Below are 21,198 nucleotides of genomic sequence, written 5' to 3'. Positions count from 1 at the left end.
AGGAGAGTTTCTGATGATTAATTCAATGAGGTTAAGAGAGCAAAATGGCAGGCTATTGGGCCTGCCATTTAGGTTAGATCATTAACAAACGATTATAATTTATCCTGCCATTTTCATCTGTTCAATTATAGCAACAAGCGCATCGGGTTCTTGATAGCCAGGTAACATCATACCGTTTTCTAAAATAACAGCCGGTGTGCCACTAACCCCAACTTGACGACCAAAATCAAACTCACCTTCAATGGGCTTATCACATATACGTTGAGCAACACTTGAACCCATTTTAGCTTTTGTTAACGCATCTGCTGGATTTTCGTGACACCAAATAGAACGTAAATCTTTAAAGCCTTGAGAATATTGACCAGAACGGTCTTTCACACCTGAACGAGGGTAAGCTAAATAACGTACTGTGATACCTTTATCATTATATTCATCCATTTGTTCATGCATCTTGCGGCAGTAGCCACAAGTGATGTCGGTGAATACGGTAACAACATGCTTTTCATTTTTTGCTGGATAGACAATCATCGCATCAGCAAATTTGTCCATACCGTCAAGTCGAACTTGTGCTAAACTTGCTTCTGAATAATTGACAACCTTGCCGCCTAAACCATAGAGTTTACCTTGAATGAAAAATTTACCATCGGCACTCGCATAGAACAAACCTTGGTTAGTGATAAGTTCAACTAAACCAGGCATAGCTGATGGTTTAACGGCATCAATTTCTAAGCCTAACATTAAACTAAGCTTTGCTTTTAATTGAACCGCATCGAATTCGGTAGAATTATTGATGGTAGACGTGGTGGCTGAGACGCTATTTGCAACAACAGTCGGCTGCTCTACAGCAAACACTAAACCAGCAACACCAATACAAACCGCCGTAAGGGCAAGGGAAATTTTCTTAAACATTAATGACTTCCTAAAAGTAGAACTAACAATCGGTAATCTCAGTGATTACACAAGATTAATTGAGCTATATAACATGACCGTTTCTTGGTCGCTAAAATTACAGGGAATTGAAATAAAATGCAATAAACCTAGTCATATCACTCGATTAATAAGTGTAAACAGTCACTTTATAACGATATATATATTTTACTGCCTTGATATAAACTATCTGTTAAACTCTCGCAAAAATAGTGACCCTAATGTTAATCGGTCAATATCTTACTTCTAAGCTCAAAAAAGATGCTAAAGGCTACCTCATGAAAATTGGTTTATTTTACGGTTCTACCACTTGTTATACTGAAATGGCGGCGGAGAAAATTCAACAATATTTTGCTGATAAAGCAAAGTTCAAGACAGAGTTCGACGTTGAATTATTTAATATCAAAGAGACACCGCTAAGTAAGGTTGACGATTTCGACCTGGTTATTATGGGTATTTCTACTTGGGATTATGGTCAAATTCAAGAAGATTGGGAAGGCCATTGGGATGATATCGCGACTTTAGATTTATCAGGAAAAATTATCGCGCTTTATGGCATGGGTGACCAAATTGGTTATACCGAGTGGTTTCAAGATGCGCTGGGCATGTTGCATGAACAAGTCATCGCACAAGATGGTTTTGTGATTGGTTTTTGGCCCAACCTAGGTTATGAGTTTGAAGCCTCTAAAGCGCTCACCGAAGATAATAGTCAATTTGTCGGTTTGGCATTAGATGAAGACAATCAATACGAACAAAGTGATGAACGTATTGCGCTGTGGTGCCAACAAATTCAAAGAGAAATAGCTGAGATTATTGAAAGTGAATAAAAACTAAAAATAAATAGCTTTAGCTTTAGCTAAATAGCCTGTTTCGCTTTATAATTCATGGCAATATTATCCTGACCGAAATTATACTTTATGTTTGAGCAATTTGACCTAGATTCAGCCCTACTAGGCGGCATTACAAATGCTGGTTATAAAAAACCAACATCTATTCAAGAGTTGGTTTTACCTGTCGCCATGACAGGTAAAGATGTTTTAGCTTCAGCGCCAACGGGCACAGGTAAAACAGCTGCTTTTATATTACCTATCGCTCAACATTTGCTAGATTATCCGCGTAAAAGCCCAGGTTTTCCTCGGGTACTTATTTTATCGCCAACGCGCGAGCTTGCTATTCAAACCAGTGAGCAATGTACACAATTAACTGAATTAACTGATATTAAAACTGGCCTGATCACTGGCGGTGTTAGTTATGACAGCCATAAAGATGTCTTAACTAAGAACACCGATATTCTAGTTGCTACGCCAGGTCGTCTACTTGAATATCTTGAATCAGAACAATTTGAAGCCCGCGACATTGAAATTCTTGTACTTGATGAAGCTGACCGTATGCTTGATATGGGTTTCTCTGATGCGATTAACCGTATTGTTGGTGAAGCTCGCTGGCGTAAACAAACCATGCTTTTTTCAGCAACCCTCGAAGGTGCAGGTGTTTTACGTTTTTCAAAAGAAGTACTTAACGAGCCAGTATTTTTAGAGTCTCACCCATCACGAAAAGAAAAAGCCAAAATTCACCAATGGCTTCACTTAGCAGATGACAAAGAACATAAATTTAAATTATTAATCAACTTGTTAAAACAAGAAGGCTTTGAACGCACGGTTGTTTTTGCCAATAAACGTGAAACGGTCCAGCATTTGTCAGGAAAACTCTACGCTGAAGAAATCCCTTGTGCTTGGCTTGAAGGTAAAATGCCACAAGACAAACGTAATCATGCCATTAACCGATTACGCTCAGGCATGGTAAAAGTGTTGGTTGCTACTGATGTTGCTGCTCGTGGTTTAGATATTGATGACATTACTCATGTTATTAACTTTGATATGCCACGCAAAGCAGATATTTATTTACACCGTATTGGTCGTACAGGCAGAGCGGGTAATAAAGGTACAGCTATCTCTTTAGTTGAAGCACACGATATGCCAGTCATTGCCAAGATTGAACGTTACATGGACGAGCGTTTATCACGTCGAAATATTGAAGGCTTAAAACCACAATATAAAGAGTCTAAAGTTGCCTTGAAAAAACCTAAAATCAAAATTAGTAAATCACAGAAAAAAGCTAAGGCGAAAAAACAAGCAAAACGTGCAAACAAAAAGAAATAAAGGTAGAGTAGAAATATAGGAGGGTTTTCTAGTTTTGAAAGCCCTGATTATCATATTGATTTGTTAGGTAAAGTAAGTTTTAATTGATAATAAAAACCGTTTGCTATTACGCTAGGATGCACGGCATGGTCGAATAAATATATCGATGTTTGCGTGAATTGAATGAAGACAAAATATTTATTATGGCTAAAATACAATATAATAATGAAATAGAAGTGCAGGCCAAGTATTGGCTATCTCGCATTGAACAAGGATTATCGCAACAAGAGCGACAAGCTTTTGTTGCTTGGGTTAATCAAGAAAACAATCATCACTTAGCCCTTCATAAGTACTCACCTTCGACCAAAATTTCTAAGTTACTTGCCGAGTTTAATGGTTTATTTCCTTTAGAAAAAAAACACTCTCCTCACTCTAAAAAATTATTCATGCAATTATCAATGGCTGCCAGTGTTATTTTCTTTGGTATCATCACCAGTGAGTTTTTTTTAAATAAACCGATATTTTCGTTTTTTCAATCAACGTCATCTGAAGTTATTTACGATCAATTTTCAACAAAAATAGGCGAGCATAAAAAAGTGACCTTACCCGATGGTTCAAATGTCGAGTTAAACACTGATAGTTTACTCACTATTAGCTTCAGTGAAGGACATCGTCAATTAAATTTGATCAAAGGCGAAGCCTCTTTTGAAGTCGCAAAAGATAAATCACGCCCCTTTAGTGTCACTTCTGGGCAACAATCATTTACCGCTTTAGGCACCATTTTTAATGTACAAAAAAGCGATAATAATCAGTTAGAGTTAATTGTTACCGAAGGGCGAGTATTAATCGCTGATTCGAATGAAACATTACCGGCATTAACTGAAAAAATAGCCAGCACGGTTCAATTTCCGCAAAAGAATAGCATTATAGTTGCAGGTGAAAAATCGACTATAATCAACAAAATTCAATCACCGACAAATAAAATTTCATCACTCACATTATCTCATGAACTTTCCTGGAAAAAAGGCATACTTATTTTTGATGGTGAATCACTGGCCACTGCACTTGATGAAATTAGTCGCTATACCGATGTTAAATTTACCATCAAAGATAAAGCGCTTGCCCAAATGAAAGTGTCCGGTTATTTTAAGTCAGACGATGTTGGTACTTTATTAGATTCAATTAGCTATAATTTCGACCTAATATATACCAAGACAAGTCACAATACTGTAGTTATCACCAAAGCCACTGACGCCATAATTTAATGGTCAACGCCTCAAGTAGGCTATAGATAAATACAGTGAATGAAAATTATAAATAGAAGGTGAGCTTTCTGTATTCAACGAACACAATTAAAGCACTAGTTGACACCTTGCTAAACTATTTATTTAAAGAAAGAAAAAAGCAGCCACTTAGTGCCGTTTTAATAAAAAAAGTGATACATTTTTTTTGTTCATTCTTTATTATTCTTCCATTATCTTTTAGTTTAACTACTCAAGCTAAAGTACAAGCTATTGCACCTAATATAACGCACTTTTCTGTCGCCGCTCAATCCGTTGATCAAGCATTAATTAAACTTGCCCAGCAAGCCGATCAGACCATTATATTTTCTTATGATTTAACCCGACGTTTTAACAGTAATGCCATAGAGGGTTATTACTCAGTTTCTTTGGCTTTGAGGAAACTCCTTAAAAATACGGGTCTTCATGCAGAAGTAAATAATAAAGGCCAATGGTCGATAAAGCAGAAAAATAACGTTACCGCACAGAGCAAGTCTAAACAAAAAATTAATACCACAGAAAAAGCCAAATCCATTGAAAAAATAGTTATTGTAGGTAGTCATATTAATGGCAGAACCGTAAAAGAGTTACCTGTTCCTGTTGATATTATATCTGCTGACACTCTGCGTAATAGTGGCCAGACTAACCTTGGTCAAATATTGCAGGCACTAGTACCTTCTTTTAATTTTTCTCGTTCAGCAATAAGTGATGGCAGTGACGTATTACAGCCAGCAACGTTGCGTGGTTTAGGGCCAGATCAGACACTGATTTTATTAAATGGCAAGCGTCGTCATCAAGCGAGTTTAATTCATATTAATAGCTCTGTTGGGCGAGGTACAGCCGGAACAGATATGAATGCCATTCCAGTAGGAGCGATTAAACGTATTGAAATTTTACGTGATGGTGCAGCCGCACAATATGGTTCGGATGCTATAGCGGGTGTTATTAATATTGTGTTAAACGATAGTAGTGAACAAACAACCTTATTAACATCAGCTGGTGCTTATGAGCAAGGCGATGGTCAAGATTATCAGCTATCTTATACACAAGGTTTGCCGTTGGGTGATGATGGTTTTATCAATGCCACATTAAGTTTAGTCGACCATCAAAGTACCAACCGCTCAGGTTTACATGGTGCCTGCCAATTTGGCCAGTGCACTCAATTGGACAATGGTCATTGGCAAACCGATGATCCAAGAGAGTTAACAGCTAACCGAGCAACATTTCGTATTGGCGACCCTTCGTATCAACAACTTTCTTTTGCCGCAAACAGTACATTTGAACTGAATCACGGGCAACTTTATGGCTTTTTAACCTATTCACATCGAGAAAATCAATCTGCCGCTTTTTTTCGTCACAGCGCGAATAGTAATGAAAACCCATTATTAAGCGATGGGCAAGCCGTTATTCCTCAAGGTTATTTACCCAAAATAGATTCAGATATAAAAGATATGTCATACAATTTTGGCTATAAAGCGGCTTTCGATAATGACAGCGCCATTGATATTTCATATACCTATGGCAAGAACCAAATAGACTATACGACTAAAGATTCACTTAATGCTTCTTACGCTAACTATCTATCACAAACCAGTGACTTAACAGCAGATGAATTACGTGCTCAATTACCAAAGTCTGCTTTTGCTTACGGGCTATCTTTGTCACTTGAGACAGTGAATTTACTCTTCAGCCAAGACTATGAAAATTATTCACTCGCGTTAGGCACAGAATTTCGCCAAGAAATATACAAAATAATACCAGGTAACCCCTACAGCTTTCAGGATTATGATACTGACAATAATCAAGCATTGTTTGACCAAGATGCCGCCGGTGGTATTCAAGGTTTTCCAGGAGTTGCACCTGAACTTGCGGTTAACGAGAGCCGAGATGTTGTTTCAATTTTTGCGGAGTCTGTGACCCAAATCAATAACTCTATCGAGCTCAGTGCGGCCATTCGCTATGATGATTATGATATATTTGGTAACAGTACCAACACAAAAGTTGCGGTGCATTGGCAAGCACACCAACAACTTATTTTACGTGGTGCCTATAGCACAGGTTTTCGTGCACCTTCTATGCAGCAAATGTATTTCAATAATATCAGTACACAGTTTATTGTTGACGAAAGTGGCTCTCTGTTGAGTGAAGAAGTGGAAACCTTCAGAAATGACAGTACTTTGACCACTCGACTCGGGGTGCCTTCTTTAAAAGAAGAAGAATCTGATAACCTCAGTGTTGGCTTTATCTACAGCCCTACTGATAATATAGATATAAGTGTTGATTTTTATCAGATTGATATTGATAACCGTATTGTCATTAGTAGTAAATTGGGCATGGGAATATCACCTCTACTCGATCAAGCTTTTACTGAGGAGTCTGCTACCAAAGGACAGTTTTTCTTAAATGGCGCTGATACCGCAACTCAAGGGACAGATATTGTTGCTACTTGGCAGACTCAAGCTTTTGCTGGAGATATTAACTTCACCTTGGCGGCAAACTTTACCAATACTGAGGTAACCAAGTTATTTACACCTGATCACAGCACTCTGCATACCATTAGCGTTGAAGAAATTTTTTCACAACAAGATATTTCTATCATTGAAGAGTGGCAACCACGCAATAAAATAAGTCTAAACACCCTCTATAAAAACCAGCATTGGACCATCAATATATTATTCAATCACTATGGTAAATATACGATAACCGATGGTGGTAAACAAACTTATGGCGAAGAGCTATTAACTGATATTAGCGTTAGCCATCAAATGACAAAAAATCTTGCGGTCACTGTGGGTAGTCATAATTTATTTAATGTTATGCCTGACAAAAATCGTATAGGAAACTCTCGAGGAGGCACGATTGAAGATCAACAAGGTAATATCATTGTTGATAGCCCGGGTGTATTTAAATATTCACGCCGTTCAGCTCCTTTCGGTTTTAACGGCGCTTATTTTTATGCAAGTCTGCAGTATAATTTTTAAGGGTGTGATGTTAACACTTAATAATAAGTAACCGCTTTAATTTCACGTTTTGGTGAAGAAGCTAAATAAATATTATAAACATCTTCAAAGTCTAAACTTAACTCTGTGGTATAGCTGTCGCCAACAGGATAGCTTTTAATCACTTTAGCTGCGCGGATAACACCTTGAACTGACGCCGACACTTCATTTTTACCCATTATCAGTTGTGACATGGTCATTTCACCATTTATTTTTTGCCCATAAACTTGTTCTGCAAGTTCGGCATAAGCGGCAAGCTTTGAGGCATTAATCGCCATCAACATGCGCTGAGTTTCATGTTGGGAGTTTTGCAAACTTATCGGCGCTTGACCAATAGCATGTAACACTGGGAAGGTTTCAGGTTTAACACTTTGCCATTGTACGTGTTTGTCATAAACACTAGAACAACTGACGAGTAACAAAGCCAAACTACCAGCGGTTAATATATTAAGAATAATTTTTTTCATCATAAATACCAAAAGTTAGTCCTACATCAATGTAAAAAACTAATTAACAATTTTAATTGAACGTTCGTCATCTGCTAACATAACGCTGTTTCGAATAATTAATCCATCTTTTATCCGAACACTTTCATCTTGATTAATCTGTTCACCTATTACCCAGCTTGGAATAAAAGATTGTGCCGTGGCAACAACAACACGTGATTGCATTCCAATCATCCGAGCATTAATCATCACACCATTTTCTTGTTCCATCATGGTACCGGTTACAACATAGTCAATAATCTGCCGCTCTGGTAGCTCTTTCCAGTCGCGACTAAAAACATAATCGCCTTGAGCAGTAACACGAATATGTCCCGTCGTTTTAAAATCAATAACAACTAAACCATGGCGCTGTAATTCATGAACAAAGTTCTCTGATATTTGATTACCCAGCCAATTAGTTGACTCAAGGTTTTCTAATTCGACAAAAGAAGCTACCGCGATAGGTGTTTTAGGATTTACAAAAGAGCTACTTTCAAGCATCTGATAAGTAAGCCCTTTAACCACATCTGCTATCGCATGCCTAGGGAGATTGAAACTGTCAATTTCACCTCGCACTTCTTGCTTTGATTTATAAAAATTATCTTCATCACTCATCATATTCATTGATGAACACGACATCAACGTTGGAATAAATAATGGAATAAGCCACTTTTTCATTGAGCTCCCCTTAATCGCTCTGAAAGCGAATAATCAGTTTTGCAGTAATATCGATAAACGACATTAAATAGTTTCTAAAATAAATAAAGCACAAATCGCGCCAATCTATAAAGTTACCAGAGCATAAAAATAAGTGGGCATAGAAACTGCATATTCGACAGGAGATATTAAACCCTTTTTACTGACGGACTTCATATGCGTTTATTTATATCAGCTCTACTTTTATTTTTTATCACTCTTTCTGCTGATGCCCAGTGGTATGAAGCTCAGGGAAAGTCAGTAATAATGCAGGGCAATGCCGAACGAGCAAAAACATTAGCCATAGAGAACGCATTAAAAAAAGCCTTACTGGTTGCCGGTGCTTCAGTATCGAGTGTGCAAAAAACGGTTAACGGATTATTGACACAAAATGAAATTAATATTCGCGCCAGCGGTACTGTTAATTCTTTTGAGCTGGTTGATGAAAATTATGAGGGCAATTTGGTCACCGTAACCATTCGTGCTGACATCTTCCCACAAAGTAAACAGTGCTTCTCTTCTGATTATCGAAAGTCTTTATTAATTACCCGTAGTAACTTAATGCATAGAGAGCAAGCAAGTATCGGTAAAGTTTATGCGCTTGATAATAAATTGATGGCTAAGCTTGCTTATAAAATTAACAACCAAGGTATTTATCTAGACACCAGATTGTTGTTAAAAGAAAAGTCTCAGTTCTCAAGATTAAATAACAGTTTGCAAGTTGAAGCAATAAAAAGTCTTACCATGTCGTTAGCTAATATCAGCGATACTCAGTATGTCATGTATTCTGAAATTAATGACATTAGCTTTGCACAGGGCTCAACCAATGGTTGGCAGTTTTGGCAAGAAGATGTTTTTAACCGTCAGTTTAGTGTCAGCCTATATATTTACAACGGTAGTAATGGTGAATCTGTCTTCACTAAGCAGTACCGTAGCTCTGCCCCATGGGAATTTGGCAAACGTCAGCAAGTTGATGTTCATAGCGAAGTATTCTGGCAAAGCCAATACGGAATGGCTATTGAAAAAGTGTTAGGCGATATGATCATTGATATCGACGAAAATATGATGTGTCAACCTACTCGAGGCAAGATAGTACAAATAGCCGGTAATTCGTTAACGATTAATTTAGGCAAAAAGCATGGCGTAAAAGTTGGTGATGAGTTTTCTCTATTACATTTAAATAATATCATTACTGACGCAGGAAAAACCTATGCCGGTTTTAACGTTAGCCCTTACACAGTAAAAATAACGCAGGTGTCTCAGCAAAGTGCACAGGCAATGACTACTGATGGGCAATTACTGGGTAACATCCAATTAAATGATTTAGCGGTCCGTTACTAGCTTCATCGTTATATCGATAGTTAACGTTAACAGCAGGCTGTTAACGTTAACATTGCCACTGTTTTTCGCCTTACTCGTTTGACACAGTAATACGTTTGATCAATAAAGCTGAAAGCCCTGCAAACAAAGCGGAAATAATTAAACAGGTAATTAAGTTAGTAAATTGATAAATAACACCTGACATCACGGTACCTAATAACCTTCCCAGGGCATTAGCCATATAATAAAAGCCAACGTCCATAGAAACGCCATCTTCTTTCGCCATGGCTACGATCACATAGCTATGCAGCGCGGAATTAATAGCAAAAACAGCCCCAAAAATAAATAAACCAGCGATAATGATGATTTCAGTACTGATGTTGAGCTTGGTCGCATAAAACATCAACAGTGCTAACAACAAGGTGACACTGGATAAAATCATACCCCAAGTAAATAACAAATGACCGTTGATATTATGTTGGTTGTTTTTAATAAAAAATTTAGGTGTTGAGCCTTGAACAATACCATATGCGATAATCCATAACGCCATAAATATCCCAACATTAGTATGTTGCCAACCTAAATTACTGACCAAATATATCGGTAATCCAACAACAAACCAAATATCTCTAGCGGCAAATAAAAATAAGCGCGCGCCCGCCAAGTAATTTAATGATGGGTGATTTGAGAATATCTCTTTAAATTTAACGTTGTGCTTTGCCTTACCTAAATCACCCTGTAATAATAATAGACTAAGCACAAAAACAATCGCCAACACACTCGCCATTATTAGCATTGCTGCTGAAAATCCGACGGTACTTAGTAACCAGGCACCTAGGAAAAAACCTATGCCCTTTAAGGCGTTTTTTGATCCCGTCAGATAAGCAACCCAACGAAAAAGAACAGCGTGATCTTGGTTGTTATTGGTCGTTGGTACCAGCGTTTTAATACTACTTTTAGCGCTCATCTTATTAAGATCTTTCGCTATACCCGACAGCGCTTGTGCCAACATAACCCAAATAACGGTTAAATATTGCTCAGGAACTGTCAGCATTAATAATGCAAAAACTTGGCTGAACAGACCAATATTCATGGTTTTATTCAAACCAATTTTTGCTCCTAACCATCCACCCACTAAGTTGGTAATCACGCCAAAAACTTCATAAAATAGAAATAACATCGCAATGGCAAGCGGGGAATAACCTAGATGATGAAAATGTAATAATACCAGCATACGCAAAGCACCATCGGTTAAAGTGAAAAACCAATAGTTAGTGGTAATTAATAGATACTGTTTTACCGCACTAGGCAGTGCGGTTATTTTGTTTAACATAAAGGTACCAACAATGGTATTTTCGATTGATGTTGGCGAATACTAATAAATAACCAAAAGTATTTAACACTAGCGTAACGCCAAGATATTATTCGTTTAAAAACGCCGTCTATGTCGACATTCTCAAAGACTAGTGCTTAATATCAGATCGCCCAACTAACAACATTAACTCTGCAGCTCGATTGGCATAACCCCATTCGTTGTCATACCACAAATACATTTTCAATTGGGTATCGTTAACAACCATGGTTGATAACGCATCAACAATACATGAACGTGGATCCGTTTTATAATCAACAGAGACCAAAGGACGTTCTTCATAGCCAAGTATATTTTTTAACTCTCCTTGCGCCGCCGTAGACATCAATTGATTGATTTCTTCAACAGTTACGGCTCGATTTAGCTCAAATACACAGTCAGTAATTGAGGCATTCGCTAACGGAACTCGCACGGCATGACCATTTAATTTTCCCTTCAGCTCAGGAAAAATATGGGTAATAGCGGTTGCAGACCCGGTAGTCGTTGGAATTAAACTTTGGCCACAAGCTCGTGCTCGACGTAAATCTTTATGAGGCGCATCAAGGATAGTTTGCGTATTAGTAATATCATGGATAGTTGTCATACTCCCGTGTTTTATGCCAACACTGTTTTGGAGAACTTTAACCACTGGCGCTAAACAATTAGTGGTACAAGAAGCAGCAGTGACAATTTTATGCTGTGCTTTGTTATAAAGGTGATGATTAACACCCATGACAATATTTAAGGCGCCCTCTTCTTTTACGGGTGCTGTGACCATAACCCGTTTAACACCTTGTGCTAAATAAGCGCTTAATAGCTTAGTCGTTTTCATCACTCCAGAAGCTTCTACAACAACATCACATTGTGACCAATCGGTTTCAGCTATGGTTAAATTATGACTAATATTAATGCGATGTTCACCGTCTTCATCACAAACGACCATTTGATTATTGTCGACTTGTGCATCAAATTTCCAACGACCATGAATAGAATCAAAATTCAGTAAGTGTGCTAATGTTTTAGCGTCACCTGCGGGATCATTAATTTGAATAAACTCTATTTCTGGCCATTGCCATGCCGCACGCAAAACTAAACGTCCTATGCGACCAAAGCCATTAATACCTACTTTAATTGTCATGATTTATTCCTCTTTATTTCGGTTATTCGCAACATTTTTGCTGTCTGCTTGGACGATTGCCCATATCAATAAGGTTTGTTACACATGCGCTTAAATATGCTTGATTGTTAAGACTTGATAACTCGATGACTTCTTTTTGCCAAAGTGGCATAGCATCAACGAGACTATAAAAAACCCAGCGTCCTACTTTTCGTTCACTGAGAATATGATGCAATTTAAGTTGAGCAATATGACGTGATATTTTAGGTTGGGATAAAGACAAAGCGGCCGTTAATTCACAGACACACAATTCCTTTTCCGTTTGTATCAGTAAGATTATTTTTAGCCGAGTATCATCAGCTAAATTTTTAAAAAATTGAACCGCCCTATCATTATTCATAACTGGCACCGCATTTATCCGAAAGCTAATTTGGAGCATATATAAAATAACAATATACAGCTAACATATGATTTTTCATACATATGAAAAATCATATGTTATTTTATATTGAAAGTGTATGCAAATAACCTTTTTAAATAAAAGCAGTGGTTAGATAAAATGAGCAAAAAAAAGCATGAGTTAACTCATGCTTTGGTGTTAAAAACTAAACCAGGCTAAATTTCTACCATGTCACCTTTACTTTGCAGCCATGTTTTTCTATCTGGACTACGTTTTTTTGACAGTAGCATATCCATTAACTCCATCGTTTCAGAGTGCTCATCTACAGTTAGTTGCACTAAACGACGGGTATTTGGATCCATTGTCGTTTCGCGTAGTTGCAGAGGGTTCATTTCACCCAGACCTTTGAAACGTTGCACATTAACTTTACCCCGTTTTTTCTCAGCTTCTATTCGATCTAAAACACCGTCTTTTTCGGCTTCATCTAAGGCATAGAAAACTTCTTTACCGACATCGATACGATAAAGTGGTGGCATAGCCACATAAACATGGCCGCGTTGCACTAAGGGTAAAAAGTGCTGCATGAATAAAGCACATAATAACGTCGCAATATGAAGACCATCGGAATCGGCATCGGCAAGAATACAAATTTTACCGTAGCGCAATTCTGATAAATCATCGCTATCGGGATCTATGCCTAATGCCACTGAAATATCATGGACCTCTTGTGAAGCCAGTATTTGTCCGGAATCGACTTCCCAGGTATTTAAAATTTTACCTCTAAGCGGCATAATTGCCTGAAACTCACGATCTCTTGCTTGTTTAGCACTACCTCCTGCCGAGTCTCCTTCCACTAAAAATAATTCTGTTCGGGCAATATCTTGACTGCCACAATCAGTTAATTTCCCAGGTAAAGCAGGTCCTTGAGTGATTTTTTTACGAATAATTTTTTTGCTGGCACGCAAACGTCGCTGCGCATTTGAAATACAAAATTCAGCAAGGTTTTCTGCGATTTCAGTGTGTTCATTTAACCATAAACTAAAAGAATCTTTTACCACACCGGTAACGAAAGCGGCGCATTGTCGAGAAGATAAGCGTTCTTTAGTTTGTCCTGCAAATTGTGGTTCTTGCATTTTCACCGATAAAATATATGAACATTTGTCCCATATATCATCTGGCGTTAATTTTACACCACGAGGAATGAGATTTCTAAATTCACAAAACTCGCGCATTGACTCCAATAAACCTTGACGTAAACCATTAACGTGTGTACCACCTTGGATGGTTGGAATTAAATTAACATAACTCTCTCCAATCCCCTCACCACCTTCAGAGAGCCAAGTTACTGCCCAATCAGCTGCTTCATGCGAAGAAGAAAAAGTCCCAACAAAAGGATCCTCAGGTAAACAAATACAGCTTTTAAGAGAATCTTTCAGATAGTCGACTAAACCATCTTCGTAATACCATTGATATTTTTTATCTTCATTCTTGTCATGAAACTTGATGGTCAAGCCTGGACATAAAACAGCTTTCGCTTTTAATAAGTGAACTAAGCGACGCACTGAAAAATTTGCTGAATCAAAATATTTAGGATCAGGCCAAAATTTTACGCGTGAACCGGTATTTCTTCGGCCAACCGTACCAGTTTCATGTAACTCTTCAACTTTTTCGCCATGCTCAAAAGCCATTTCATACACTTTACTGTCACGGCGAACTGAAACATCTACGCGGGTAGAAAGAGCGTTAACCACAGAAATGCCAACACCATGCAAACCACCAGAAAATTGATAATTTTTATTGGAAAATTTACCACCAGCATGAAGTTTACAGAAAATAAGCTCAACACCTGAGACACCTTCTTCGGGATGAATATCGGTTGGCATACCTCGACCATCATCAATAATTTCGAGTGATTGGTCTTTATCGAGCACAACGGTGATATTTTGCGCATGCCCAGCCAAAGCCTCATCAACCGAGTTATCAATAACTTCTTGACCTAAATGATTAGGGCGAGAAGTATCTGTGTACATACCTGGACGGTGTCGTACTGGGTCTAGACCACTGAGGACTTCAATGGAGTCTGAATTATATTGTTCGCTCATTTAACTATTCTAATAATGATTATGATTAAAAAATGTTTTAATACCTATCGGTCTACTTTATTGACTTTTAGGGTATAAATTAAAAAACATCGCAATTTTAGGTAACACTTTCGAGTAATCAATAAAGCTGTGATCCCCGCCTTGCTGGACAATTATTTGGCAGTCACAATATTTATCGACAGCTTTTTGATAATCTAACACTTCATCGCCTGTTTGTACCATGACCAAGTAATTATTTTTCGAAATAAATTGTTGTTCAAGACTTTTTAATGACTCAATAAAATGCTTTTCAATGTAATAAACTTCCTGGGTGTAAGGATTAGTTTGTTCACCTAAATAATCAACTAATAATTCAAAGGGCTTTACCGCAGGATTAATTAATACAGCTTTGCCTTGATATTTCTCTGATAAATACGTTGAAAAATAGCCACCTAGTGATGAACCAATAAAATACCAAATGTTTTCTTTATCGATTTTTGAGTCTATTAGTGTCGCTAATTGTTCGATAACAGCCGTTGGTGACGAAGCTAACTGAGGGCTAAAAAATGAGACTTCGGGAAAATTATCATTAAAATAATGCTTTGTCAGTTGCGCTTTCATCGATTGTGGTGATGAATTAAAACCATGTAGATATAAAATATTAACCTGTTTTGACATTTTATTCCTTTGTTAAAAAGTAGCTGTCTGACTTTATTTTTCCATCAGTAAATAGCGAAAAAACACGATAGCCTGGCCCTTGTCCGTTTGAAGCACCAGCGCTTTTATTCGTGTCAAATTGAATCGATGTAGCGGGACAGGTAAATAAAGGTATGGCTGGTGATTGGTTTGAATACAAGGTTAATGCTTGATGCACATGCCCACAGGTAATGGCTTTGATACTCGAAAACTTATTAATCGTTTGCCAAAACTCTGCTTGATTTTCTAAACCGTGTTGATCAATAAAATAACCAACATCTAATGGGTGATGATGCATCATCACTAATTGATGTTTTTTACCATCCACGATTGACTCAAATGCAGATAAATCACTTGGTGTTACTAGACCTTTCGGTGTTTCACTTTTACTATTAAGTAAAACAATTTGCCAATATTTATCATTAAAGACTTTTTCACCATTGAAAGGAGGAACAGATAAATATTTATCCAATAACTCGAGTTCATCATGATTCCCCGCCAAATAATAAAAAGGTAACGTTATGTTACTTTCAACAACAGCTTGCACAAAAAGTTGATAAGACTTTTCACTATGGTCTTGAGTTATATCACCGGTGAATACAATAGCATCTACTAAATGCTGATTTTTAATCTCGTGTAATACACTGACTAAGTTATGGTAAACATTAGCACCATGATGCAAACCATCTGTTTGAGAAAACAAATGGCAGTCGCTTATTTGCGCAATTTTAAAAATAGAAGACAAAAGGATTACTCAAAAAGTGATAAGTTGACTTGGCCTAACTTTAAACAAAGTTGCAGCCATTCTTTAAGAAACTGATTAATTTGCTCTTTTTCATCAGGTAAATGCATTTTACTATTGGGGTAATCGTAACGAGGTTGAACTTGTTTAATGTCTTGATTACTGATCACCTCAGCCATTCGAGCATCATGGTATAAGCGGATAATCATTTTGGGACGTAAAATGTGGTCAAATACCGTTTTATTATTGTTATCTTCTTCAGTAACTAGTGGTTTTGTCTTAGGCAGTTCTTGACAAATACTCACCAAGCTGGTGTAACGAGTAATTTCGAGTATTGTTATCTTATAGGATAAAAAATCAGAAATAAAAAAACACCGCTCATCACCAACCGCTTCTTCATTGTTCTGACTGGCCAATAAGCGAACTAAAAACATATAATTAACGTCACAAAGATTCATTAAGGTTGATAATCTTGGCTGATATTTTTTATTTTGCTGTATCATTTACGAAGACCATTTCTGCTGTAGTTGATGAAAGTTATTTTGTAACCATTGTAACCCAATTATTGTTGCTGCATTGGTGATTTTTCCATTTTCTAACAACGACATGGCTTGCTCTCTTGACATAACATGCAACAAAATATCTTCATTTTCAGTCTCTAAACCGTGCACGCCTGAGACATTTTTGCTGTCTATGTTAGCAACATATAAATGTATAACTTCGCTCATACCACCAGGACTTGAAAAATACTCCAGCACTTTATCGAGTTGATTAGCATTTAACGTTAAGTCAGCTTCTTCTTTAGCTTCTCGAATAGCAACATCAATAGGTGATTCATCTTGACCAAACATACCGGCGACAAACTCTAATAGCCATGGCGTATCTCCTTGACCAATAGCGCCAACCCGAAATTGTTCGATTAACACAACGCGATCAGAGGTCGCATCATAAGGAATAACGACTACTGCATGACCACGTTCAAAAACTTCGCGCGTTAATACTTTACTTTCGCCACCATCAAATAATCGATGGCTAAGTTGATACTCATCCATTTTAAAAACACCTTGGTAGCAGGTTTTTTGTTGATAGATGGTGACGTCTTTATTTGAAAACTTTGATGGCTTTGTATTTTTGTTAGGCATTGAGTGGCTTTATTTCCCATATAAAAAATTTAAATAAATGAAGATACTATAATAAAGCGACCACTAGCATAAAACATTTTGTTACACTAGAATGCATTCGCAAACACTTATTATATTTAGCTAATTCAAAAATCAAGATACGATAGTATCATAACAATATAGCGTACATGGCACACTCAAAGGAATAGCTCACTCATGAAAAAAACAATTACGGCACTCATCATTGGTTTGGTTTGTGTAACTAATACTACGTTAGTTAACGCTGAAGATTTATTGAGCGTTTATCAACAAGCACAAAAAAATGATCCTACCGTATTGAGATCAAAGGCTTTATTTAACGCATCAAAAGAAGGCATAGATCAAGCCCGAGCTGTTTTATTACCAGAGATCAGTGCTGCAGCTAGCTACACAATGAGTAAAGATCAATTTATTCCAACATCAGATGATGGACAATCATCAAATAGAACATTGACCAATAAATCTGATACTTTGCGCTATGGCTTGAGTTTAAGTATGCCATTATACAATCATAGTACATGGCTAAGATTAGATAATGCCAAAAAAGCCGCACACCGCAGTGATGTTTCTTATCAAGCAGCAAAACAAGAGTTGATTGTTAGAGTAACGACCGCTTATTTTGATGTTTTAAGTGCTAAAGACGATTTAGATTTTGCTAAAGCAGAGAAAGCGGCTATTGAACGTCAATTAGAACAGACAAAGCAACGTTATTCTGTTGGTCTAAAAGCGGTAACAGACGTGCATGAAGCACAGTCGCAATACGATAATGCCGTTACTTCTGAAATTCGCGCTGAAAATAGTGTTTACACTGCAGAAGAAGCGTTAAGGGTAATTACCAATGTGTATCCAAGAGATTTAAGTGTTTTAAACACTGAACGTTTCAGTACCTCACGCCCTATACCCGACAGTGCAAACGAGTGGCAACAAACAGCAGAAGCAAAAAATTTAGATTTAATTAGCCAAAAAATAGCGGTTGATGTCGCTAAAGAGAATATTAATATCGCAAGATCTGGTCATTATCCAACATTAAGTTTATCGGGCAGTTATGGTGCTAGAGATCAAGATAACGAAGTTAACAATGCTACTTTTGAAAACCCGGCTCTAGATAGTCAGTCTATCGGCATAACGTTAAACGTACCTATTTATTCTGGTGGGGCTACGTCAAGTGCTGTTCGCGAGGCACAGAGCAACTATGTTGCTGCCAGTCAAGATTTAGAGTTAACTTATCGTAATGTTGTTCGTAATACACGTAATGCTTACAACACCGTTATTGCTGCTGTTTCGGCAATCAAAGCCCTTGAGCAAGCTGTTGTTAGTGCTGATAGTGCATTAAAAGCAACGGACGCTGGTTTTGAAGTAGGAACTCGTACTATTGTTGATGTATTAGATAGCACGCGTAATTTATATAACGCAAAACGTAACTTATCATCAACACGCTATAACTATGTACAATCAATTTTATCGTTAAAACGTGCGGCAGGTACAATCAGTGAGCAAGACTTAATCAACATCAACCAAGGGTTAAGTGCCGCTAAGTAAGCTTATTAAACCTCCTTTGTGAAGTATTGATTGTAAGTATAAAAATTATTGATATAAAAAACCCTGATATTTCAGGGTTTTTTTATTGTCTACAACTTTATTGTTATTAACTGAACATAGTTTTTACATTAGTAACCATCTGTTGAAATTCTTCACTTTCCATAAAGTCAACGTCGGGTAAAATACCTTTATTCACATAGCTTTTTAATAGCACTTCACAGGTTGATACATTCTTGAAAATACCGTTGTAAATAGCCCCCGCACGAATGAAATCCAAATAATGAGTTTCAGGAGGTAGTACCGTTAAATCACTCCAACTGGTCACTAAGGTGATAAATTCATCTGAGAATCCCCACGCTTTAGTCACTTCTCCACCAATATCCGCAGCTAACTTAGCAATAGCTTGCTGCAAAAAAGTCGGGTTAGCGAAAACATCAGGATGATTTTCAGCTTCAGTTAAAATCGGTAAAACACCAATATTATGAACCAGTGCCGCCAATGTTAAGGTGTCTAACGTTAATGATGTGTGTTTATGGTCTTGAATATAAAAAGTTATTAAACTGATGGCAACCGCTGCTACGTCGACGGTTTTTTTCCATGACTTTTTCAAATACATTGAAACTATTTCATTTTTTGAGACAAATACTTGCTCTAACGCCATCGCTGTTGCGATACTTTTTATTTGGCGCAAACCGATGCGAGTAACAGCCTGGTTGACTGTTTCAACTTTAACTGAACGTCCTAAAATAACGCTATTCGCTACTTTCAACATACCCAAAGATAAAGCAGGATCATAACTGATAATATCGCTCATTTGTTTTAAATTAATGTTTGGGTCATCAGCCGCTTGGCGGACTTTCAGTGCGACTTCTGGCAAGGTTGGAAGTACAAGCGCATCTTGTTTAATTTTTTCTACTAAAATTGTATAAAGGGCATTTTCAGTTCCCATAGTCTCACCTTAATTATTATTATCAATTATTGATTGTATTACATTAAAAAGTAGCACACTTTTTGGCTTATATTATTAATTTAGGTCAAATATTAGTAAATTTTTCAATGCTGTATATTTATCAAATAAACGACTTTATTAAAGATATTACGTCCGTTATAGCAGTGGTTCTAGATGCACTGATTTTAGAAGATATATGTATTAACTGTCATAGGTGCTAACTAGCATGCCCTAATGAGGCTATTGCATTGGGTAACATGATTTATGAGATTGACGTGGATGAATGCACTGAATGTGTTGGCCATAATGATAAGCCGACTTGTATTGGCGTTTGTCCTATTGATTGTATCAAAAAAGATCTAAAGCATAGTAAAAATAAGCAAACCTTATTAGCTAAATTTATCACTATGCATAGTTAACAGCAACTTCATCGACTAAAACAATAACGTGCAATTGCTCAGTTGATGAAGTTTGTATTTAAACAGATATAGCGGCTTTTATATGAGCGTGGCATTGATAATTCACTAATTCAAAGTCTTCAAAAGTAAAATCAAAAATACTTTTTATCTCAGGATTAATTTTCATGGTTGGCAAAGCTAGCGGAGTGCGACTCAGCTGTTCATCAACTTGTTCCATATGGTTTGAATATAAATGAGCATCTCCGAAAGTATGAACAAAATCACCTAGTTCTAAATCACAAACTTGGGCGATCATCATGGTAAATAATGCATAACTTGCAATATTGAACGGTACACCTAGAAAAATGTCGGCACTGCGTTGATATAATTGACACGACAGCTTGCCATTGAGTACATAGAATTGAAAAAGCGTATGGCACGGGGGTAACGCCTGTTTGCCCTGTGCAGCATTCTCTGCAGGGCTTATAGATGTATCAGGTAATAAGGCAGGATTCCAAGCGGTAATAATATGACGTCGTGAATCGGGGTTATTTTTTAAATCATCAATCAATTGCGTAAGTTGATCAATTGTTTCGCCATTGGCTGATGGCCAATTACGCCACTGTACGCCATATACAGGACCTAGTTCACCCGACTCTGTTGCCCAAGCATCCCAAATTTTAACGCCATTCTCACTTAAGTAAGCGATATTAGACTCACCTTTAATAAACCATAATAATTCATGGATAATGGATTTTAAATGACATTTTTTAGTGGTGACCAGTGGAAAGCCTTTTGCTAAGTCAAAGCGCATTTGATAACCAAAAATACTTTTGGTGCCTGTACCTGTGCGATCTGATTTTTGTACGCCGTTATCACGAACATGTCGCATGAGATCTAAATATTCTTTCACTGTCTTT

19 protein-coding genes are annotated in these 21,198 nt (G+C 37.2%); 6 read left to right on the top strand and 13 right to left on the bottom strand.

Annotated elements, in window-relative coordinates:
- Positions 1–99: 99 nt before the first annotated feature.
- Positions 100–909 (bottom strand): bifunctional protein-disulfide isomerase/oxidoreductase DsbC, encoded by an 810-nt coding sequence (dsbC, locus tag H4J67_RS05055; protein WP_182175793.1) that lies wholly within the window; start codon positions 907–909, stop codon positions 100–102.
- A gap of 296 nt (positions 910–1,205) precedes the next feature.
- On the opposite strand from dsbC, the gene fldB reads away from it, so the two are divergent.
- The 4 genes from fldB to H4J67_RS05035 all read left to right on the top strand — a co-directional run bounded on the left by fldB (position 1,206) and on the right by H4J67_RS05035 (position 7,326).
- The gene (gene fldB / locus H4J67_RS05050) at positions 1,206–1,754 is read left to right on the top strand and encodes a flavodoxin FldB (protein WP_182175794.1); all 549 of its coding nucleotides are present in this window, start codon (positions 1,206–1,208) and stop codon (positions 1,752–1,754) included.
- 90 nt (positions 1,755–1,844) lie between these two features.
- Positions 1,845–3,086 carry an ATP-dependent RNA helicase SrmB gene (gene srmB / locus H4J67_RS05045; RefSeq protein ID WP_070376001.1) on the top strand — a complete coding sequence of 414 codons (1,242 nt, stop codon included), beginning with the start codon at positions 1,845–1,847 and terminating at the stop codon, positions 3,084–3,086.
- Between the two features lie 182 nt (positions 3,087–3,268).
- Positions 3,269–4,330, top strand: a complete 1,062-nt coding sequence (locus H4J67_RS05040; RefSeq protein WP_182175795.1) for a FecR family protein — start codon at positions 3,269–3,271, stop codon at positions 4,328–4,330.
- A 107-nt stretch (positions 4,331–4,437) separates the two neighbouring features.
- Positions 4,438–7,326 carry a TonB-dependent receptor gene (locus tag H4J67_RS05035; RefSeq protein WP_259368497.1) on the top strand — a complete coding sequence of 963 codons (2,889 nt, stop codon included), beginning with the start codon at positions 4,438–4,440 and terminating at the stop codon, positions 7,324–7,326.
- Between the two features lie 17 nt (positions 7,327–7,343).
- On the opposite strand, the gene H4J67_RS05030 is transcribed toward H4J67_RS05035, so the two are convergent.
- Both H4J67_RS05030 and H4J67_RS05025 read right to left on the bottom strand, forming a co-directional pair.
- Positions 7,344–7,811: an LPP20 family lipoprotein gene (locus tag H4J67_RS05030; RefSeq protein WP_182175880.1), complete on the bottom strand. Its 468-nt coding sequence runs from the start codon at positions 7,809–7,811 to the stop codon at positions 7,344–7,346.
- 39 nt (positions 7,812–7,850) lie between these two features.
- Positions 7,851–8,507: a FlgO family outer membrane protein gene (locus H4J67_RS05025; RefSeq protein ID WP_182175796.1), complete on the bottom strand. Its 657-nt coding sequence runs from the start codon at positions 8,505–8,507 to the stop codon at positions 7,851–7,853.
- A 195-nt stretch (positions 8,508–8,702) separates the two neighbouring features.
- Here H4J67_RS05025 and H4J67_RS05020 point away from each other — a divergent pair, with 195 nt between their 5' ends.
- Entirely contained in the window at positions 8,703–9,866 is a 1,164-nt protein-coding gene (locus H4J67_RS05020) for a flagella assembly protein FlgT (protein WP_182203063.1), read from the top strand.
- A 70-nt stretch (positions 9,867–9,936) separates the two neighbouring features.
- Here the strand turns inward: H4J67_RS05020 and arsJ are convergent, their stop codons facing one another.
- The 8 genes from arsJ to nudF form a co-directional block, all read right to left on the bottom strand.
- Positions 9,937–11,178 (bottom strand): organoarsenical effux MFS transporter ArsJ, encoded by a 1,242-nt coding sequence (gene arsJ, locus H4J67_RS05015; RefSeq protein WP_182175798.1) that lies wholly within the window; start codon positions 11,176–11,178, stop codon positions 9,937–9,939.
- Between the two features lie 130 nt (positions 11,179–11,308).
- Positions 11,309–12,334 (bottom strand): ArsJ-associated glyceraldehyde-3-phosphate dehydrogenase, encoded by a 1,026-nt coding sequence (locus H4J67_RS05010; protein ID WP_182203061.1) that lies wholly within the window; start codon positions 12,332–12,334, stop codon positions 11,309–11,311.
- 22 nt (positions 12,335–12,356) lie between these two features.
- Positions 12,357–12,713, bottom strand: coding sequence for a metalloregulator ArsR/SmtB family transcription factor (locus H4J67_RS05005; protein ID WP_182175800.1), 357 nt, complete (start codon positions 12,711–12,713; stop codon positions 12,357–12,359).
- Positions 12,714–12,928: 215 nt separating this feature from the next.
- Entirely contained in the window at positions 12,929–14,815 is a 1,887-nt protein-coding gene (gene parE, locus H4J67_RS05000) for a DNA topoisomerase IV subunit B (protein ID WP_182175801.1), read from the bottom strand.
- A 57-nt stretch (positions 14,816–14,872) separates the two neighbouring features.
- Positions 14,873–15,472, bottom strand: a complete 600-nt coding sequence (locus H4J67_RS04995; protein WP_182175802.1) for a YqiA/YcfP family alpha/beta fold hydrolase — start codon at positions 15,470–15,472, stop codon at positions 14,873–14,875.
- Position 15,473: 1 nt separating this feature from the next.
- Positions 15,474–16,235, bottom strand: a complete 762-nt coding sequence (locus tag H4J67_RS04990) for a metallophosphoesterase (RefSeq protein WP_220471614.1) — start codon at positions 16,233–16,235, stop codon at positions 15,474–15,476.
- A 5-nt stretch (positions 16,236–16,240) separates the two neighbouring features.
- Entirely contained in the window at positions 16,241–16,735 is a 495-nt protein-coding gene (locus H4J67_RS04985; RefSeq protein ID WP_182203059.1) for a DUF1249 domain-containing protein, read from the bottom strand.
- Positions 16,736–17,374, bottom strand: coding sequence for an ADP-ribose diphosphatase (gene nudF, locus H4J67_RS04980; protein WP_182175804.1), 639 nt, complete (start codon positions 17,372–17,374; stop codon positions 16,736–16,738).
- A 195-nt stretch (positions 17,375–17,569) separates the two neighbouring features.
- Here nudF and tolC point away from each other — a divergent pair, with 195 nt between their 5' ends.
- Positions 17,570–18,931, top strand: a complete 1,362-nt coding sequence (gene tolC / locus H4J67_RS04975) for an outer membrane channel protein TolC (RefSeq protein ID WP_182175805.1) — start codon at positions 17,570–17,572, stop codon at positions 18,929–18,931.
- 106 nt (positions 18,932–19,037) lie between these two features.
- On the opposite strand, the gene H4J67_RS04970 is transcribed toward tolC, so the two are convergent.
- Entirely contained in the window at positions 19,038–19,880 is an 843-nt protein-coding gene (locus H4J67_RS04970; protein WP_182175806.1) for an HDOD domain-containing protein, read from the bottom strand.
- Between the two features lie 477 nt (positions 19,881–20,357).
- Positions 20,358–21,191: a thymidylate synthase gene (locus H4J67_RS04965; protein WP_182175807.1), complete on the bottom strand. Its 834-nt coding sequence runs from the start codon at positions 21,189–21,191 to the stop codon at positions 20,358–20,360.
- Between the last annotated feature and the right edge of the window lie 7 nt (positions 21,192–21,198).

The sequence above is a fragment of the Colwellia sp. BRX10-4 genome (assembly GCF_014077465.1).
GTDB lineage: Bacteria > Pseudomonadota > Gammaproteobacteria > Enterobacterales > Alteromonadaceae > Colwellia_A.
The sequence above is the reverse complement of the archived record's forward strand: the minus strand, read 5'-3'. Positions and strand labels throughout refer to the sequence as shown.

What these genes read in the sequence shown, in the direction of transcription:
- dsbC (WP_182175793.1), bottom strand. Translation starts at nt 909, where the DNA reads ATGTTTAAGAAAATTTCCCTTGCCCTTACGGCGGTTTGTATTGGTGTT.
- fldB (WP_182175794.1), top strand. Translation starts at nt 1,206, where the DNA reads ATGAAAATTGGTTTATTTTACGGTTCTACCACTTGTTATACTGAAATG.
- srmB (WP_070376001.1), top strand. Translation starts at nt 1,845, where the DNA reads ATGTTTGAGCAATTTGACCTAGATTCAGCCCTACTAGGCGGCATTACA.
- H4J67_RS05040 (WP_182175795.1), top strand. Translation starts at nt 3,269, where the DNA reads ATGGCTAAAATACAATATAATAATGAAATAGAAGTGCAGGCCAAGTAT.
- H4J67_RS05030 (WP_182175880.1), bottom strand. Translation starts at nt 7,811, where the DNA reads ATGAAAAAAATTATTCTTAATATATTAACCGCTGGTAGTTTGGCTTTG.
- H4J67_RS05025 (WP_182175796.1), bottom strand. Translation starts at nt 8,507, where the DNA reads ATGAAAAAGTGGCTTATTCCATTATTTATTCCAACGTTGATGTCGTGT.
- H4J67_RS05020 (WP_182203063.1), top strand. Translation starts at nt 8,703, where the DNA reads ATGCGTTTATTTATATCAGCTCTACTTTTATTTTTTATCACTCTTTCT.
- arsJ (WP_182175798.1), bottom strand. Translation starts at nt 11,178, where the DNA reads ATGTTAAACAAAATAACCGCACTGCCTAGTGCGGTAAAACAGTATCTA.
- H4J67_RS05010 (WP_182203061.1), bottom strand. Translation starts at nt 12,334, where the DNA reads ATGACAATTAAAGTAGGTATTAATGGCTTTGGTCGCATAGGACGTTTA.
- H4J67_RS05005 (WP_182175800.1), bottom strand. Translation starts at nt 12,713, where the DNA reads ATGAATAATGATAGGGCGGTTCAATTTTTTAAAAATTTAGCTGATGAT.
- parE (WP_182175801.1), bottom strand. Translation starts at nt 14,815, where the DNA reads ATGAGCGAACAATATAATTCAGACTCCATTGAAGTCCTCAGTGGTCTA.
- H4J67_RS04995 (WP_182175802.1), bottom strand. Translation starts at nt 15,472, where the DNA reads ATGTCAAAACAGGTTAATATTTTATATCTACATGGTTTTAATTCATCA.
- H4J67_RS04985 (WP_182203059.1), bottom strand. Translation starts at nt 16,735, where the DNA reads ATGATACAGCAAAATAAAAAATATCAGCCAAGATTATCAACCTTAATG.
- nudF (WP_182175804.1), bottom strand. Translation starts at nt 17,374, where the DNA reads ATGCCTAACAAAAATACAAAGCCATCAAAGTTTTCAAATAAAGACGTC.
- tolC (WP_182175805.1), top strand. Translation starts at nt 17,570, where the DNA reads ATGAAAAAAACAATTACGGCACTCATCATTGGTTTGGTTTGTGTAACT.
- H4J67_RS04970 (WP_182175806.1), bottom strand. Translation starts at nt 19,880, where the DNA reads ATGGGAACTGAAAATGCCCTTTATACAATTTTAGTAGAAAAAATTAAA.